The sequence below is a fragment of the Streptosporangium sp. NPDC001559 genome (assembly GCF_042893955.1).
Taxonomy (GTDB): Bacteria; Actinomycetota; Actinomycetes; order Streptosporangiales; family Streptosporangiaceae; genus Streptosporangium.
Window position 1 is genome coordinate 325,575 of sequence record NZ_JBIAVG010000003.1, and the last position, 15,465, is coordinate 341,039.

Below are 15,465 nucleotides of genomic sequence, written 5' to 3' on the forward strand. Positions count from 1 at the left end.
CTACCAGGTGGTCGGCTTCCTCGGGGTGAACAGCCACGCGTCGAAAAGGTCGTCGAGCCGCTTGCCGGAGATCCGTTCGGACAGCGCGACGAACTCCGGGGTCGTGACGTAGCCGTACTTGTGCTCGGCGTTCCAGGTCTTCAGCACCCGGAAGAACGCGGGGTCGCCGATCCGCTGCCTGAGGGCGTGCAGCGTCATGGCGCCCCGGGTGTAGACCGAGTCGTTGAACAGGTCGTCCGGCTTGGCGCGGCCCGGGGCGTACTTCCAGATGGCGGCACCGGAGTCGACCGCGTAGCGGTTGCGGAAGATCCGCTCGGCGCTGGCGTTGCCCTTGTGCTCGGACCAGAGCCACTCGGCGTAGGTGGCGAAACCCTCGTTGAGCCACAGGTCCCGCCAGCGCCTGATGCTCATGCTGTCGCCGAACCACTGGTGGGCCAGCTCATGGGCGATGACGTCGTCACCGGGGTTGAAACCGCCGTACATCGGCTTCGTCTGGTTCTCCAGGGCGTAACCCGCGGGGAAGTCGTCGATCACACCGCCGGTCGAGGAGAACGGATAGGGGCCGAACACCTTGCTCCAGTAGTCGGTGATCTTGGCCGACTGGTTGTAGAGCCGGTTGAGCGAGCCGCTGTACCGCGGATCGACGGCCGCCACGTTCTTGGTCCCCAGAGCCGTCCTGCCCTCGCGCAGCTCGAACCTGCCCATCGTCACGGTGGCGAGGTAGCTCGCCATCGGGTGGCTCTCCCGCCAGTTGTAGGTCGTCTTCCCGTCCGAGGTGACCGGGCTGCCGACCTGCTCGCCGTTGGCCAGTGCGGTCACGCCCTCGGGAACGGTGATCTCGAAGTCGTAGCGCGCCTTGTCGGCCGGGTGGTCGTTGCCGGGGAACCAGGTCCGCGCGCCGTTGGGCTCACAGGCCACGAACGCGCCGTCCGAGGTGGGGATGAACCCGTACGTCCCGAGGTTGGGGGAGTTGCGCACCGGCTTCGGCTCCCCGGCGTAGGTGACCTCGACGGTGAAGGCCGACCTGTCGGGAATCGTCCTGGACGGGGTCACGACGAGTTCGTCCCCGGAACGGGAGAACCGCGCGGGGGCGCCGTTCACGGTGACCTTACCGACCGTGAAGCCGGACAGGTCGAGGTCGAACCTGGACAGAGTCTGGGTCGCCTTCGCCTGGATGCCCGCGACACCGGAGAGGTACTTCCGCTCCGGGTCGTAGTCGATCTTGAGTCGGTAGTGGCCGACGTCGTAGCCGCCGTTGCCGTCGTTGGGGAAGTCGGGATCGCCGATGCCGGCCGCTCCCGCCCTGCCCGCGTGCCGGGCCGTCGCCTCGTCACCGGGCATGGAGCCGTCGGCGACGACCGTGGTGGAGCCGCTGTCCCCCCGCGACGCCGACCCGCAGGCGCCGATTGTCCCGATGAGCACCGCCGTCGCCACGACTGCGAGCCTGCCGGACGCCATGATCACAAATCCCCCTCCCGCGCCCGGTCGTGCCGGGCGTCCTGTCGCACACTACGCGAGCGAGACGGGGGAGCTCGGATGATCAGGAATCCACGACCACAGTCTTGGCCGCCATGTCGTGGATGGCCTGTTTGCGGCCGGTGAAGAGGATGAAGGCGAGGTTGATCCATCCCAGGCAGCAGGTGGCGTACAGCACCCACGCGACCAGTTCGCGGATCGCGGCCTGCCCGACGCCGACCCTGCGCCCGCTGATGTCGGTCACGCGCAGCCCGAACAGTTTCTTGCCCACGGTCCTGCCGTCCCAGAAGGCGGTCAGCAGCCAGTAGTAGAGGAAGCCGACCACGCTCGCCAGCAGCGTGTGCTGCACGGGGATCTGGACGAAGACGCCCTTCCTCGTGTCCCACACGGTGTTGAACGACTCGTAGGTGAAGGGCGAGGAGATGATCCCGACGATGACGATGTCCAGGATTCCGGCGAACAGCCGGCGCCAGCGTCCGCCGAGTCTGGGCGGCCCGGCGCCGTACCCGGGATACTCCGGCCCCGGCGGCCCCGCGCCGTGCCGGGGACCGTACGGCCCGGCGGGGCGCCCGGGGCCCGGCGGCTGGTCGGACCAGGAGGAAGGTCCTGAACTGTCCGATGGCGGTGATCCCATAAGTCGTGAATCACCGCATAACGGCTATTCCAAAGCCAAGGGGAGTTACAAGTTGTCCCTCACGCCCCGCGAGACCACACAAGCGCGCAGACGTTGACAGAGAAACCGGGCGCCCGCGGGACACGCGGGCGCCCGGAGAGGACTACAGGTTGCCGCGAAGGTCCTGCTCGCGCTCGATCGCCTCGAACAGCGCCTTGAAGTTGCCCTTGCCGAAGCCGAGCGACCCGTGCCGCTCGATCAGCTCGAAGAACACCGTCGGGCGGTCCTGCACCGGCTTGGTGAAGATCTGCAGGAGGTAGCCGTCCTCGTCGCGGTCCACGAGGATCTTGCGCTGCTTCAGCTCCTCGATCGGCGCCCTGACCTGACCGATGCGGGCCCGCAGTTCGGGGTCGTCGTAGTAGGAGTCGGGCGTGTCGAGGAACTGCACCCCGGCGGCGCGCATGTGGTCGACGGCCGTCAGGATGTCGTTGGTGGCCAGCGCGATGTGCTGCACGCCGGGGCCGCCGTAGAACTCCAGGTACTCGTCGATCTGCGACTTCTTCTTGGAGATCGCGGGCTCGTTGAGCGGGAACTTGACCTTGCGGCTGCCGTCGGCGACGACCTTCGACATCAGCGCGGAGTACTCGGTCGCGATGTCGTCACCGATGAACTCCGCCATGTTGGTGAAGCCCATGATCCGGCCGTAGAAGTCGACCCACTCGTCCATCTTGCCGAGTTCGACGTTGCCCACGCAGTGGTCGACGGCCTGGAACACCCGGCCGTTCTTCACATCGGGACCCGGGACCATCGGCTGGGCGGCGACGTATCCGGGAAGGTAGGGGCCGCTGTAGTTGGAGCGGTCGACCAGGGTGTGCCGGGTCTCGCCGTAGGTGGCGATCGCCGCGAGCACGACCTTGCCGTGGTCGTCCTCGACCGTGTGCGGCTCGACGAGGCCCGTGGCGCCCCTGGCGACCGCGCCGCGGTAGGCCGCCTCGACGTCCGGGACCTCGATGGCCAGGTCGATCACGCCGTCCCCGTGCTCGGCGACGTGCCGGGAGACCCCGGTGCCCGGCCGTACGGCGCCGCGGAACTCGAAGCGGGCGCTTCCTGAGGTGAGGACGTAGGCCACCTCTTCACGGCTGCCGTTCTCCGGCCCGCGATAGGCCACCAGCCGCATGCCGAAGGCGCTTGAGTAGTAGTGGGCGGCCTGCTTGGCGTTGCCGACGGCGAAGACCACGGCGTCCATGCCGTTCACGGGAAAGATGTCGCTCATGCGAATACTGTCCGTTTCGATGAGCTGGTTGTGCAAGAGTTAGCTTATTTAGTGGACAATGTGTGCAATCGACTGCCACTCCCACCGGAGTACCTGTACACAATGACGATTGATCACCTTGACGCGCGGCTCATCGCGCTGCTCGCCGCGGAACCGAGGCTGGGCGTGCTGGAGTGCTCCCGGCGGCTCGGGGTGGCCAGGGGGACGGTCCAGGCCCGCCTCGACCGGATGGCCGCCAGGGGCGTGATCACCGGATACGGCCCCGACGTCGCCCCGGCCGCCCTCGGCTACGTGGTGACGGCGTTCGTCACCCTGCAGATCCGGCAGATCAGCGGCCACGTCCCCGTCGCCGACCAACTCGCCGCCATCCCCGAGGTGCTGGAGGTCCACACGATCACCGGCGGTGACGACATGCACTGCCGGGTCGTGGCGCGCAGCAACGCCGATCTGCAACGGGTGATCGACCTGATCGTGGAGGTCCACGGGGTGGTCAGGACCTCCTCGGTCATCGCCTTGGACACACCCGTGCCATACCGGGTCCTTCCCTTGGTGGCCGACGCGCCGCGTCAGGGGAGGACCTAGCCGTACTATCCCAAGCAAGGCTCAGACACCGTTATGCATCGTTTACCCTTACGGTTCCGTACGGCCGGCGGGGGGTCGGCCGCAGACGGAACAGGGGGACGAGTGCTCAAGTACCGGAAGAGGGCGGGCAAGGCCGGACCCAGGAGAAGGCTCCTGAAGGTGGCGCTCATCGTCTTCGGAGCGCTCGTGATCTCCCTGGTCGGAGCGTTCGCCCTCGCCTGGGCGATGACGCCGATCCCTGGAAGCACCCAGCCGCAGGCCACCGCCCAGGGGTCGGTGATCTACTACCGCGACGGCAAGACCGTGCTGGCCAGACAGGGCGTCAACCGCAAACGCGTGCCGCTCGAACAGGTCCCGCAGCACGTCAGGAACGCCGTGATCGCCGCGGAGAACCGCTCCTTCTACCAGGACCAGGGCATCTCCCTCACCGGCACCGTACGCGCCATGTGGTCGACGCTGACCGGCCGGCAGCTCCAGGGCGGCTCGACGATCACCCAGCAGATGGTCCGCAACTACTACAGCGGCCTCAGTCAGGAACGGTCCATCGTCCGCAAACTCAAGGAGATCATGATCTCCCTGAAGGTCGATCAGTCGAAGTCGAAGGACTGGGTGCTCGAGCAGTACCTCAACACGATCTACTTCGGCCGCAACGCCGACGGCATCCAGGCGGCCGCGGACGCCTACTTCCGCAAGGACGTCGGCAAGCTGACCGTCGCCGAGGGCGCCTACCTCGCCGCCGTGATCCAGCAGCCCTCCCGGTTCGCCAACCCCGAAGGCGCCGACCTCGACGCGGCCAGGGCGCGCTGGCGCTCGGTGGTCGACGGCATGCGGCAGACCGGCGCCCTCACCGCGGAACAGGCCGCGGCGACCACGTTCCCCCAGCTCAAGAAGCCCCGGCCGATCTTCGCCCCCAAGGGACAGGAGGGCTACATGCTCGACCAGGTCGCCGCGGAGCTGAGGCGCAGGGGATACACCGACGAGACCATCAACCAGGGCGGCCTGAGGATCGTCTCCACCTTCGACAAGGACCTGATGGCCGCCGCCGAGCGCGCCGTCACCTCGGTTCTGCCGGAGAGCACCCCCAAGGAGGTCCGCACCGGCCTGGCCGCGGTCGACCCGGAGACCGGCGAGGTCGTCGCCTTCTACGGCGGGCGCGACTGGCGCAGACAGCCCTACGACAACGCCTTCGGCGCCAAGGTCCAGGCGGGCTCGACCTTCAAGGCCTACACGCTGGCCGCCGCCCTGGACAACGGCCTCGGCCTCGACACCCGGGTCGACGGCAACTCCCCGCTGCGGATCACGACCGACGGCAAGGGCATCCCGAACTCCGGCGGATACTCCTACGGGCAGATCAACCTGGTCAAGGCGACCCAGAGCTCGGTCAACACCGCCTTCGTCGACCTGGGGCGCAAGGTCGGCCTGGACAAGGTCGTCGAGACCGCGGAGAAGGCGGGCATCCCCACCGGCCAGCTGGCCCCGCACAGCGCCGCCGCCACGCTCCCGCTGGGCGTGGCCTCGGTGAGCGCCGTGCAGAACGCCTCGGGGTTCGCCACCTTCGCGGCCGGAGGCGTCCACCGCGAGGCCCACGTGATCCGCTCGATCACCGACGCGAACGGCGACACCACCAAGATCGAGGCCAAGGGGAAACGGGCCTTCGCCGAGCAGGCCGCCGTCGACGCCACCTACGCGCTGACCCAGGTCGTCACCGCGGGGACCGGCTCTGCCGCCCGCCTCTACGACCGTCCGGTCGCCGGGAAGACCGGCACCACCGACAAGTCGGCCTCGGTGTGGTTCGCCGGGTTCACCCCGCAGCTCGCGGCGGCCGTCGACATGTTCCGCGACGACAACAAGCCGGTCGTCGTGGACGGCAGCGCCCTGTACGGCGGAACGTACCCGGCCCAGGTCTGGCGCGCGTTCATGACGGAGGCGATGGCGGGCAAGCCGGTCAAGGAGTTCGCCGAGCCGTCCAACTACGGCTACTCCAACTACGGCGACACCTACCGCTCGGACACCGGCGACTATTCGGACGACGGCTCCCAGGACGACACCGCCCCGCCGTCCCAGCGCTCGAACCCGACGACATCCCCGGCCCCCGACCACACCTCCCAGCCCGGCGGCCATGACGACGGGCCGAACGGCGACGGCCCCGGCGACGGCGACGGTAACGGCCCTGGTAACGGCAATGGCAACGGCAACGGTCCGGGCGACGGCCAGGGCGACGGCTCGGACAACGGTCCGGGCAACGGCAACGGCAACGGCAACGATCAGGGCAACGGCGACGAGACGGGAATCGGCGGCAGGGAACAGGCTCCGAATCAGGACAGCGTCACCCAGTCTCGCCCGAACTGACCGGGCTCTTCCCTGGGCCCGCCGAGCGGTCGCCGCCTGGGCGACCGCGGTGGGCGTGAATCCGTGAACGGGTCCCAGGAGAGTGGCTCGGTGCGGGCCCCGGGACCTGTCCGACGGATGAGGTTGCCGCGAACAGGTCCTAGGCGAGCAACTCGGCCTTGAGCGCCGAAGGGGTGGTCACCGGCATCCTGCAGGTGAACCCCCGGCACACGTACGCCGCGGGAAGGCCGCCGACCAGACCGCGCCCCTCAAGCAACGGGGCGCCCACCGAGCCGGGCTCGCCGAGCGCGACGACCAGGCCGGGTACGGCCGACAGCAGGGCGGCCCTGTGCAGGGCCGTGGTCGCCGGGTCGCCCGCGGGGCCGACGACGGCGACCTCGACCGGCCCGGAGAGGGCGGCCTGCGCGACCGCGAGCCCCCACCCGGCGAAGCGCGCGTGCTTGCCCGCCAGGACGGTCACCGTGCCCAGGGCCTCCTCGGCCGCCTTCCGGTGCCTGATCGAGCCGGTCAGCGCGGCGTAGGTCAGCAGCGCCCCGGCGGCGGCGAACTGGCCGGACGGGGCGGCGTTGTCCGTGGGGTCCTGTGGACGCTGGAAGAGCCGTTCGGCGTCGGCGGCGGTGTCGAAGAACCCGCCGGAGCCGTCGGAGAAACGGTCGAGCACCGCGTCGAGCAGGACGCCCGCCCGGTCGAACCAGCGGGTCTCGCCGGTCACGCCGTACAGGGTGAGCAGGCCCTCGGCCAGGTCGCCGTAGTCTTCGAGGACCCCGGCGTTGCTCCCCGCCCTGCCGTCGCGTGAGGTGCGCAGCAGCCGGTCGCCGTCCGTGTGGAGGTCGTCGATCAGCGTGGCCGCGACCCGCGCCGCCTCGACCAGGTCGGCCCGCCGGAAGAGGGCCCCGGTCTCGGCGAGCGCGGCTATGGCCAGGCCGTTCCACGCGGTCACGACCTTGTCGTCCCTGCCCGGCCGTACCCGGCGGCCCCGGGCGGCCAGCAGCCTGGCGCGCACGTCGGCGAGGCGCTCGGCGTCGTCGGGGTCGGCGAGCAGCTGCAGGACCGAGGTGCCGTGCTCGAACGTCCCGGTCACCTCGAACAGGGCGACCGCCCAGTCGCCGTCCTCCTCGCCGAGGACCTCGCGGATCTCCTCGGGCGTCCAGACGTAGAACTTCCCCTCGACGCCCTCGCTGTCGGCGTCCAGGGCCGAGGCGAAACCGCCCTCAGGGGTGCGCATCTCGGCCAGCAGCCACTCGGCGGTCTCCAACGCGACCCGTCTGGCCAGGGACGACCCGGTGAGACGCCACCAGTGCGTGTAGACCCGCAGCAGCAGCGCGTTGTCGTAGAGCATCTTCTCGAAGTGCGGCACCACCCAGTCGGCGTCCACGCTGTAGCGGGCGAACCCGCCGGCGAGCTGGTCGTAGATCCCGCCCCTGGCCATCGCCTCCAGCGTCCGCTCGGCCATCAGGACCGCGGGCTCCTCGCCGGGAGACGTCTTGGCGGCGGCGCCGTACCTGAGCAGGAACTCCAGCACCATCGACGGCGGGAACTTCGGCGCCCCGCCGAACCCGCCGCGCACCGGGTCGAAGGACCGGCCGAGCGTCTCGACGGCCTCGGTGAGCGTCCTGGCCGTCGGCAGCGGTCCCGTGGGCAGCGCGCTGCGCTCGTTCAGCGCCTCCACGATCGTCGAGCTCTGCCCGACGACCGCCTCCCGGTCGCCGGCCCAGGCGTTGGCGACCCCGGCCAGCAGCCGCTGGAAGTGCGCCCTGGGGAAGTAGGTCCCGGTGTAGAAGGGGTGGCCTTCCGGGGTGGCGAAGACCGTCATCGGCCAGCCGCCCTGACCGGTCATGGCCTGGGTCGCCGCCATGTAGACCGCGTCGACATCGGGCCGCTCCTCGCGGTCCACCTTCACGTTGACGAACCGCTCGTTCATCATCGCCGCGGTCGCCGGGTCCTCGAACGACTCGTGCGCCATCACGTGGCACCAGTGGCAGGCCGAATACCCGACGGAGATCAGCAGGGGAACGTCACGGCGCCTGGCCTCGGCGAACGCCTCCTCGCCCCATTCGAACCATTCGACGGGGTTGTCGGCGTGCTGACGGAGGTACGGCGACTGGGCCTCGGCCAGTCTGTTCATGCCACCCACTCTGCCACAGGCGGCACGCCGGACGAGGACGGCGTGCGCGGCCGCCGGGCCGCGTTCCAGGTTGCGACCCCGGGAACCGGCTGTTCCGCCGGGGAGCGCGGGGTTCAGGTCTTGAGCGGGGCGGGAGCGGGGTCCGGCCGGGGGGCTTCGACACGGTGGGCCGACGGGGTGGCGAAAACCGCTGCGAGGGAGAAGACGGCGGCCAAGCCGAAGCCCGCGGCGTAGCCGCCGACGCCGATCAGCTCGCCGGCCAGCGGCGGGGTCAGTGACGCGGTCAGGTTCTGCCCGGTGTTCTGAACGCCCAGCGCGCGCCCGGCCCAGTGAGGACCGGCGATCTCCGCGGTCGAGGTGAAGGACAGACCGTTGGTGCTGGCGGCCAGGCCACATGCGGCTATCAGCACCACGTCCGCCGCCCAGGAGGGCCACAGCGCGCACAGCGCCATCAGAAGCATCAGCACACCGTTCACCAGGGCGAGCTGCCGCATCGGACGGAGCCGGCTGCCGACGCGGTCGGACCACTTGCCCACCGCTATGCGGCCGAGCGCGCCCGCCAGCTGGCCGACGGCCATCAACCGGCCGGCGTCGGTGACACTCCAGTGCTGGACGTCGACGAGATAGAGCAGTCCGAAGGCGCCGACGGTGAACTGCGGCCAGACCAACAGGGCGCTCGCACCGTGGACGCGCCACAGGACCGGGCTGCGATAGGGGGACGGAGGCTTGATCGTGGCCCCGTCGGCGGTGGGCTTCGGGGGGCGCGGTGGGTCGACCACCCAGATCACGACGGCCAGCCCGACCACACCGGTCAGCACGGCGGTGAACAGCAGGGCGGCGGAGATGCCGTACCCGGCGGTCAGCGGCGGGATGGCCAGGGCGGCGATGCCCATGCCGAGTGGGGTGGAGGTCTGTCGTACGCCCATGGCCAGGCCACGTTCCTTGGCGTCGAACCAGCCCATGACGACTCGGCCACTGGCCGCGTAGACCGAGGCACCGGCGGCCCCGGCCAGGAAGAAGACGACCCAGAGCAGGACGAGGCCGTGCACCGCGAGGCCGGCGAACAGGATGAGGGTCGACAGGGCGAGGCCGAGGCCCAGGACGACGCGCTCGCCGTACCGGTCGGCCGCGGCCCCCCAGGCGACCAGGGCGGCCATGAGCCCGATCGTGGGGGCGGAGATCACCACCCCCGCCTGCGCCAGCGACAGGTGCTCCGTCGAGCGGAGCTCGGGGACGAGGTACGGGACTCCGTAGACGAAGACGCAGGCGACGGCCTGGGCGGCGACGCCGAGGCCCAACATCAGCCAGCGCTTGCGGCCGGTGTCGCCCGATGCCGGGGCGGCCGACTTGTTCACGGTGGTTCTCCTCTGGACGGTCTGATCGTTCATCCGGCGAGCTGTGTTCCCTCCTGACTACTCGCCAGATGAGCTGCGATCAATATGAGAGATGCTTTGTATCGAACAGTGAGATGATCGCCGGTGTCCGGTATTCGAAGACAAGCAGTTCCGCGTCTCGCAGCAGCGTGGTCCGCAGCGGGGCGTGGGCCGGGTGGTCGCTCCAGGCCGCGATGTCCTCCGCGTCACCGAAGCTCAGCACGAACATCCGGTCGTAGCCGAGGCAACGACCACCGACGTCCGCGGCCACCTCGATGTCCCGCAGGCAGGGGATGGTGCCCCTGAGCCCCGCCAGACGGGCGAGTTCGTCGTCGATCCGAGCCGGCCGATCGGTCTTGACCAGCACCACGCGCTTGATCACTCCGGCCTCCGGCTCTCCGCCGGCACGCTGGAGCTGCCGAGGCTGAGCCGCACCTCCATGGCGGTCGCCCTGCCGTTCTCGTCCTCGAAGGCGGGCGGCGCCCAGGCGCCGACGCTCAGCGCCACGTCGTCGTCGAAGCTCTCCAGATGGCAGATCATGTTCAGCGGCCAGCCCCCGTTGCGGAACAGGTATTCGTCCATCGCGGTCGGGCGGTGGCTGAGCAGCTGGCCGTTGGCGTGCTCGGGCCAGAAGCGGTGCATGTCCGCGTGCATATGGATGGAGCCGAGCACGTCCAGCCCCTGCGACTCCGCCTCGCGGATGATCTTCAACAGCTCGGCCGGATCGCACCAGTAGCCGCGCCTGCCGTTGGTATAGGAGGAACCGAAACACGGCACGATGACTTCGGAGAACTCCTCCAGCACCGCCTCGTCGCTCTCCCGGACGTTGCCCGCCCAGCGCAACTCCTGCACCCGAAGGGCGCCTTGGTCCATCCGGCCCAGCAGCAGGGCCCAGCAGCGGGGAAGGTAGGGCTCGCCGCGGCGGGAGCCGTCGCAGGCCCGCCGGTACTGGGAGAGCGCGTCGTCCAGCAGCGGGTCGAGGACCCCGGGGGCGACCAGCACCAGCGGCGCGGGGGCGGCGTCGGGGAGGGTGTCGGGGACGGCGGACCGCAGGACCATGAGGTTTCCTTTCCCTGGGCGAACGCGCGGGTGGACGCACGGTTCAGGACGGTTCGGGATGGTTCGGGATGGTTCAGGACGGTTCGGCAGGAGAGAAGCGCCGGAAGAGGTCGGCGGAGACCACGGGCAGCAGATCGGCCAGGCCGTGCCGGTAGAAGTGACCGCCGGGCAGCACGTGCGCGGCGAATCCGCCGGTGGCGACGGATCGCCACTCCAGGGCCAGGGACGGCTGGAACTCCGTCTCCCCCGCCCCGACGAACGCCACCACGGGGCAGCCGACCGCGACAGGGGCGGCGGGCCGCCAGGACGCGGCGGCCCGCACATCGGCCCGCATCAGACGGGTCAGCAGCCTGCGGGCCGTGTCGTTCCCGGCCAACTCGGCCGGCAGGCCGCCCAGCCCCAGCAGGTGGCTCCACAGACCGTCGTCGTCGAGGTGGACCAGGGGTTCGGCGGTGGAGCGAAGCCACGGCGGAGCGGCCGCGCTCAGGTAGAGCACGCTCGGCGGCCGGCCCCGGCGGTGTGCCCTGGCCGCCCAGGCCGCGGCGGCCAGGGCGCCCATGCTGTGCCCCAACAGGGCCCAGGGACTCCCGGCCGGGGGTGTGAGCTCGTCGTCGAGTGCGCCCGCGAGCTCCGCCAGATCGGTGAACGGCGGGGCGGCCATCCGGCGCCCGCGACCCGGAGGTTCGACCGGGCACGGGGTGACCCCCGGCCCGAGCGCGTCCGGCCAGTCGCGGTAGAGCGTGGCCGAGCCACCGGCGGCGGGCAGCAGGAACAGCGGCGGCGATCCCTCGGCCGGGGTACGGCAGGGCAGCGCGGCTGATCGACGCGCCGGAACGGCTTCGGTCACCGCAGCTCCCGGGCGATCACCATGAGCAGGGCCTCGTCGCTGCCACCGGCCAGGGCGAGGCCGGTGGCGTCGCGCAGCGCGCGTTCCGCCAGCCCCGGATCGGCCGGGTCGAGTCCGGCGAAGCGCGGCCGGGTCGAGGCGAGTTCCGCCTCGACCCGGAGCGCGGCCTCGGCCGTACGCCGCAGCACGTCGGCCGATCGGAGCTTGCAGCCCGCGGCGGTCCGGGGTGGGCAGCCACCGGCTCCGAGCAGTTCAAGCGCCCGTCGGCAGGACGCCCGCTCCTGGGCGATGTCGACGAACAGCTCGGCGGCGGCCCGGTCGGCGTACCCGGAGGGTGGCCCACCGGCGGAGCGGAGCAGGGCGAGCAGCCCCTCGGCCATCGCCGTCATCCGCAGCGCCACCATGACGCGCTCGTGGACCCAGTGCCTCATCAGGGTGAGCAGGCCCGTACCGGGTGAGCCGAGCAGTGCCTCAGGCGCCAACCGGACGCCGGTCAGCCGGATCCGCCCGGTGACGCCCCGGTGCCCCAGGGTTCGCAGCGGGTGGACCTCAACCCCCGGCGCGCCCACGGGGACCCGCACCAGGGAGTGGCGCCCGAGCGCCGAGTCGGCGAAGGCGGTGTCCCGGGCCAGCACCAACAGCTCGTCCGCGAAGGGGGCGTTGCTGGAGAGCCACTTCTCCCCGTCGACGACGATCCCTTCGTCACCGCGGCGCACCGAGGTGGTCATGGCGTCGAAGTCCAGGCCACCGCCGGGCTCGGTCACCGCGAGCGCGGCGAGCGACCGCCCCGCCAGCGCCTGACGGGCGGCGGGGGCGGTGGCCGGGAAGGCGGCCAGCAGTTTGGCGGCCACCTCGACCTGGGTGAGGACCACCGCCCCGGCGGGCAGCAGACCCAGCTCCTCGTGCAACGCCGCCGTGAACTGCCAGGACGGCACCCGGCCCGGCTCCGGCAGCGCCTCTCGAACCGGGGCGGTGGCCGGGGCAGGGACAGGGGCGGCGGCCGGGGCGAGCAGTCCGGCTCGGCCCAGCAGGGCCACGGCCTCCCGTCCGGGCGGAACGCGGCCGGGGACGTCCCAGGCCTCCGGAGCGAACACCTCGGGGTGACGGTCGACCAGCGCCCGGACACTCCGGCGGAACTCGGCCGGGGTGGCGAACCCCGGTCCTGGCTGCCCGTGCTGCGGGGCCGTCACGGTCGAAGGCTCAGTCATCGGCCCCTCGCAGGTGCCGGGCGACGGCGTCCAGCAGTCGTTCGTCGGAGACTCCGTCGGCGGGCCGGTGACCGGCGAGCAGGAGCCGCTGAGCCGGGTGGCCCGCGACATACCCGCTGGCGCCGTGCAGGTGCAGGCAGACCCTCGCGGTACGGCGCAGCAGCTTGCGGGCCTGGAGGCGGGCGGCCTCGACCATGCCGTCCCCCCGCCCGCCGGCCGCCGTGTCGGCCGTGACCGCGTGCACCAGATGCCGCGCGCCTTCGACGTACGCCATCAGCTCCGCGAGCCGGAACCGTACGACCTGGTGGTCGATCAGGCGCTGCCCGAAGGAGTGCCGGGTGCCGAGCCAGCCGCCGGTCGTGGCCACCAGGCGGGCCGAAGCGGCGACCTGCAGCGCGGCCACCGGCAGGCCGGCGCCCGCTCCCGGCCGGTCGTGGCGGGCCAGCACCTCGGCGGCCGGGTCGAAGTCCAGCGCCGCGGCGAGACTCTCGGCGAGGACGACCCGATCGGGGAGTCCGGGGAAGCGCAGGCCCGCGGCGTCGAGCGCGGCGACGACCGGCCCGGCACGGTCGGAGTCGCAGTCGCGCAGGCACTCGGTGGTGCGGGCGCGCAGCCCGGCGGGCGCCAGGTCGTCGACGGGCGAGCCGGTCGGGGCCGCGGCGCGTGGCGCGTTCACGCCTCCCCCCGAGGGGAGGCCGCGGTCAGGCGCCGCACGATGCCGCGGACGTCGGGTTTCCCGCTGGAGAGCAGCGGCACCGCGTCCAGCAGCCGGAAGTCGGCGGGCACCATGTAGCCGGGCAACCGCTCCGACAGGTGCGTCCGCAGCGCGCGCGCCCGGTCGGCGTCCAGGGCGGGCAACGGGCTCTCGTCGCCGGGGACGCTCGCCGGGGCGCCGGGCGGGGTGACCGCGCAGGCGAGGATCTCCCGGCCGCGTCCGTCCCGGGAAGCGGTGACGAACGCGCGCCCCACCGTCCGGTGGGCCTCCAGCGTCTGGCGCACCTCCTGCGTGTTGACCCGGTAGCCGCGGACCTTGACCTCGTCGTCCCGTCGGCCGTGGAAGTGGAGCACGGCGTCGGCGTCACGGTGCGCCTGGTCACCGGTGCGGTAGAAGCGGGTGCCGTCGAGGTCGAGGAAGGCCCGCCGTTCCTCCTCGGGACGCTCCAGGTAGCCACTCATGAGCTGGGCGCCGGCGACCAGGAGCTCGCCGGGTCCCTCCTCGTCGATGTGCCCGTCGTCGCGCAGGAAGCGCACGGTGACCCCGTCCAGCGGACGGCCGATGGGGTAGGGCGCGGTGCGGTCCGGTTCCCGTTCGTCGATGGGGTGGGCGACGACCAGGCAGGTGGCCTCGGTCGGGCCGTATCCGTTGATCACGACGAGTTGGGGGGCGGCGGCCAGCCAGCGCTGCACGGTGTGCGGCTGGAGCACCTCCGCTCCGGTCATCACCCTGCGCAACCGCGACAGGTCGCGTCCGGCGAAGCCGCGGGCGTGGTCTGCGAGCAGGGTCAGGGTCGAGCCGACCGCGGCGAAATAGGTGATCCGCTCCTGCTCGATCAGCCGGTTCAGCAGCGGCGGCATCGGGACGGCGGGCGCCAGGTGCACCGTCGCGCCTCGTGTCAGCGGGTAGAGCAGATCGACGACCGAAACGTCGAAGTGCAGCGCCGAGGTGTTCAGGCAGCGGTCGTCCGGCCCGACGCGGAGCAGCGGATGGACCGCCGAGAAGAAGGCGTCCACCGCCCGGTGCGGGATCTGCACCCCCTTGGGGCGGCCGGTGCTTCCTGAGGTGTACATGCAGTAGGCGATGCTCTCCGGGGAGATCTCCTCCGGCAGCGAGGCCGCCGCGGACTCCGCGGCGGCCTCGTCGGTGCCGAGCGGGAGGGTCCCGGTCTGTTCGGCCAGGTCGCGCGCTAGGCCGGTGTCGGCGGCGGAGACCAGGACGAACGGGCAGCGCGCGTCGGCGACCAGATCGGCGAGCCGGGCCGCGGGCGCCCGCGGATCGAGCGGTACGTAAGCCGCGCCCGCCCGCTGTACGGCGAGCAGCGCGACCACCGCGTCCACGGTCTTGTGGCCGACCACGGCGACCCGCTGGGTGGGGCCCACACCCCGGCGCACCAGCGCCGCGGCGGTCCGCTGGACGCGCTCGTGCAGCTCCCCGTAGTCGACGTCGCGATCGTCGGCGACCAGGGCGGTGCGCCGGGGGGTGCCCTCGGCCAGGGCGGAGAGCGCGCCGAGGAGCGACGGGAGACGGCCGGGGCGCGGGTTCATCGCGTCCTCCGGTCGCGGACCAGGGCGGTCAGGGTGCCGAGGGCGGCCAGAGCCGGAAGGTCGTCGGCCTCGGCGCCGACCTCGATCCCGTACTCGGTGTCCAGGCGCACCGCCAGTTCGACGAAGTCGAGCGAGTCGTACTCGAGTGCGGAGACGTAGTCGTCGGTGTCGCCGAGGGCCGTGGGGTCGCTGTTCTTGATCCGGCAGACCAGCAGCCGCAGTTCTTCACGCAGGACGTGTTCGGCGTGCGGCGGCCGGTCGTGCTGGGGGACAGGCATGGCGGACTCCAGGGGGTGCG

General features: G+C 71.6%; 14 protein-coding genes. 2 read left to right on the plus strand and 12 right to left on the minus strand.

Annotated elements, in window-relative coordinates:
• The 3 genes from ACFYY8_RS08605 to hppD all read right to left on the minus strand — a co-directional run bounded on the left by ACFYY8_RS08605 (nt 1) and on the right by hppD (nt 3,362).
• Complete coding sequence (locus tag ACFYY8_RS08605) at nt 1–1,458, minus strand: M1 family metallopeptidase (protein ID WP_390039059.1); 1,458 nt, start codon at nt 1,456–1,458, stop codon at nt 1–3.
• An 82-nt stretch (nt 1,459–1,540) separates the two neighbouring features.
• Nucleotides 1,541–2,110, minus strand: coding sequence for an RDD family protein (locus ACFYY8_RS08610; RefSeq protein ID WP_390038588.1), 570 nt, complete (start codon nt 2,108–2,110; stop codon nt 1,541–1,543).
• 142 nt (nt 2,111–2,252) lie between these two features.
• Nucleotides 2,253–3,362: a 4-hydroxyphenylpyruvate dioxygenase gene (gene hppD, locus ACFYY8_RS08615; protein ID WP_390038590.1), complete on the minus strand. Its 1,110-nt coding sequence runs from the start codon at nt 3,360–3,362 to the stop codon at nt 2,253–2,255.
• A 102-nt stretch (nt 3,363–3,464) separates the two neighbouring features.
• Here hppD and ACFYY8_RS08620 point away from each other — a divergent pair, with 102 nt between their 5' ends.
• Both ACFYY8_RS08620 and ACFYY8_RS08625 read left to right on the plus strand, forming a co-directional pair.
• Nucleotides 3,465–3,944 carry an Lrp/AsnC family transcriptional regulator gene (locus ACFYY8_RS08620; RefSeq protein ID WP_352013834.1) on the plus strand — a complete coding sequence of 160 codons (480 nt, stop codon included), beginning with the start codon at nt 3,465–3,467 and terminating at the stop codon, nt 3,942–3,944.
• Nucleotides 3,945–4,046: 102 nt separating this feature from the next.
• Nucleotides 4,047–6,293: a transglycosylase domain-containing protein gene (locus tag ACFYY8_RS08625; RefSeq protein ID WP_390038593.1), complete on the plus strand. Its 2,247-nt coding sequence runs from the start codon at nt 4,047–4,049 to the stop codon at nt 6,291–6,293.
• Nucleotides 6,294–6,432: 139 nt separating this feature from the next.
• Here ACFYY8_RS08625 and ACFYY8_RS08630 read toward each other — a convergent pair whose 3' ends face one another.
• From ACFYY8_RS08630 to ACFYY8_RS08670, 9 genes are all read right to left on the minus strand, one after another.
• Nucleotides 6,433–8,418, minus strand: a complete 1,986-nt coding sequence (locus tag ACFYY8_RS08630; RefSeq protein ID WP_390038595.1) for a thioredoxin domain-containing protein — start codon at nt 8,416–8,418, stop codon at nt 6,433–6,435.
• 113 nt (nt 8,419–8,531) lie between these two features.
• Nucleotides 8,532–9,773 carry an MFS transporter gene (locus ACFYY8_RS08635; protein ID WP_390038596.1) on the minus strand — a complete coding sequence of 414 codons (1,242 nt, stop codon included), beginning with the start codon at nt 9,771–9,773 and terminating at the stop codon, nt 8,532–8,534.
• A gap of 79 nt (nt 9,774–9,852) precedes the next feature.
• On the minus strand, nt 9,853–10,173 hold the full coding sequence (locus ACFYY8_RS08640) for a Dabb family protein (protein WP_390038598.1): 321 nt from the start codon (nt 10,171–10,173) through the stop codon (nt 9,853–9,855).
• Nucleotides 10,170–10,850, minus strand: coding sequence for a hypothetical protein (locus ACFYY8_RS08645; protein ID WP_390038600.1), 681 nt, complete (start codon nt 10,848–10,850; stop codon nt 10,170–10,172). Before ACFYY8_RS08645 ends, ACFYY8_RS08640 begins: the two co-directional genes overlap by 4 nt.
• 73 nt (nt 10,851–10,923) lie before the next feature.
• Nucleotides 10,924–11,697, minus strand: a complete 774-nt coding sequence (locus tag ACFYY8_RS08650; protein ID WP_390038602.1) for a thioesterase II family protein — start codon at nt 11,695–11,697, stop codon at nt 10,924–10,926.
• Nucleotides 11,694–12,905: an acyl-CoA dehydrogenase family protein gene (locus tag ACFYY8_RS08655; protein WP_390038604.1), complete on the minus strand. Its 1,212-nt coding sequence runs from the start codon at nt 12,903–12,905 to the stop codon at nt 11,694–11,696. Before ACFYY8_RS08655 ends, ACFYY8_RS08650 begins: the two co-directional genes overlap by 4 nt.
• Entirely contained in the window at nt 12,898–13,581 is a 684-nt protein-coding gene (locus ACFYY8_RS08660) for an acyl-CoA dehydrogenase family protein (RefSeq protein WP_390038606.1), read from the minus strand. Before ACFYY8_RS08660 ends, ACFYY8_RS08655 begins: the two co-directional genes overlap by 8 nt.
• Nucleotides 13,578–15,167 (minus strand): amino acid adenylation domain-containing protein, encoded by a 1,590-nt coding sequence (locus ACFYY8_RS08665; RefSeq protein WP_390038608.1) that lies wholly within the window; start codon nt 15,165–15,167, stop codon nt 13,578–13,580. Before ACFYY8_RS08665 ends, ACFYY8_RS08660 begins: the two co-directional genes overlap by 4 nt.
• The gene (locus ACFYY8_RS08670; protein ID WP_390038610.1) at nt 15,164–15,445 is read right to left on the minus strand and encodes an acyl carrier protein; all 282 of its coding nucleotides are present in this window, start codon (nt 15,443–15,445) and stop codon (nt 15,164–15,166) included. The genes ACFYY8_RS08665 and ACFYY8_RS08670 overlap by 4 nt, the downstream gene beginning before the upstream one ends.
• Nucleotides 15,446–15,465 lie beyond the last annotated feature (20 nt).

Excerpts from the sequence above, each read along its gene's own strand:
- ACFYY8_RS08605 (WP_390039059.1), bottom strand. The coding sequence starts at position 1,458 with ATGGCGTCCGGCAGGCTCGCAGTCGTGGCGACGGCGGTGCTCATCGGG.
- ACFYY8_RS08610 (WP_390038588.1), bottom strand. The coding sequence starts at position 2,110 with ATGGGATCACCGCCATCGGACAGTTCAGGACCTTCCTCCTGGTCCGAC.
- hppD (WP_390038590.1), bottom strand. The coding sequence starts at position 3,362 with ATGAGCGACATCTTTCCCGTGAACGGCATGGACGCCGTGGTCTTCGCC.
- ACFYY8_RS08620 (WP_352013834.1), top strand. The coding sequence starts at position 3,465 with ATGACGATTGATCACCTTGACGCGCGGCTCATCGCGCTGCTCGCCGCG.
- ACFYY8_RS08630 (WP_390038595.1), bottom strand. The coding sequence starts at position 8,418 with ATGAACAGACTGGCCGAGGCCCAGTCGCCGTACCTCCGTCAGCACGCC.
- ACFYY8_RS08645 (WP_390038600.1), bottom strand. The coding sequence starts at position 10,850 with ATGGTCCTGCGGTCCGCCGTCCCCGACACCCTCCCCGACGCCGCCCCC.
- ACFYY8_RS08655 (WP_390038604.1), bottom strand. The coding sequence starts at position 12,905 with ATGACTGAGCCTTCGACCGTGACGGCCCCGCAGCACGGGCAGCCAGGA.
- ACFYY8_RS08665 (WP_390038608.1), bottom strand. The coding sequence starts at position 15,167 with ATGAACCCGCGCCCCGGCCGTCTCCCGTCGCTCCTCGGCGCGCTCTCC.
- ACFYY8_RS08670 (WP_390038610.1), bottom strand. The coding sequence starts at position 15,445 with ATGCCTGTCCCCCAGCACGACCGGCCGCCGCACGCCGAACACGTCCTG.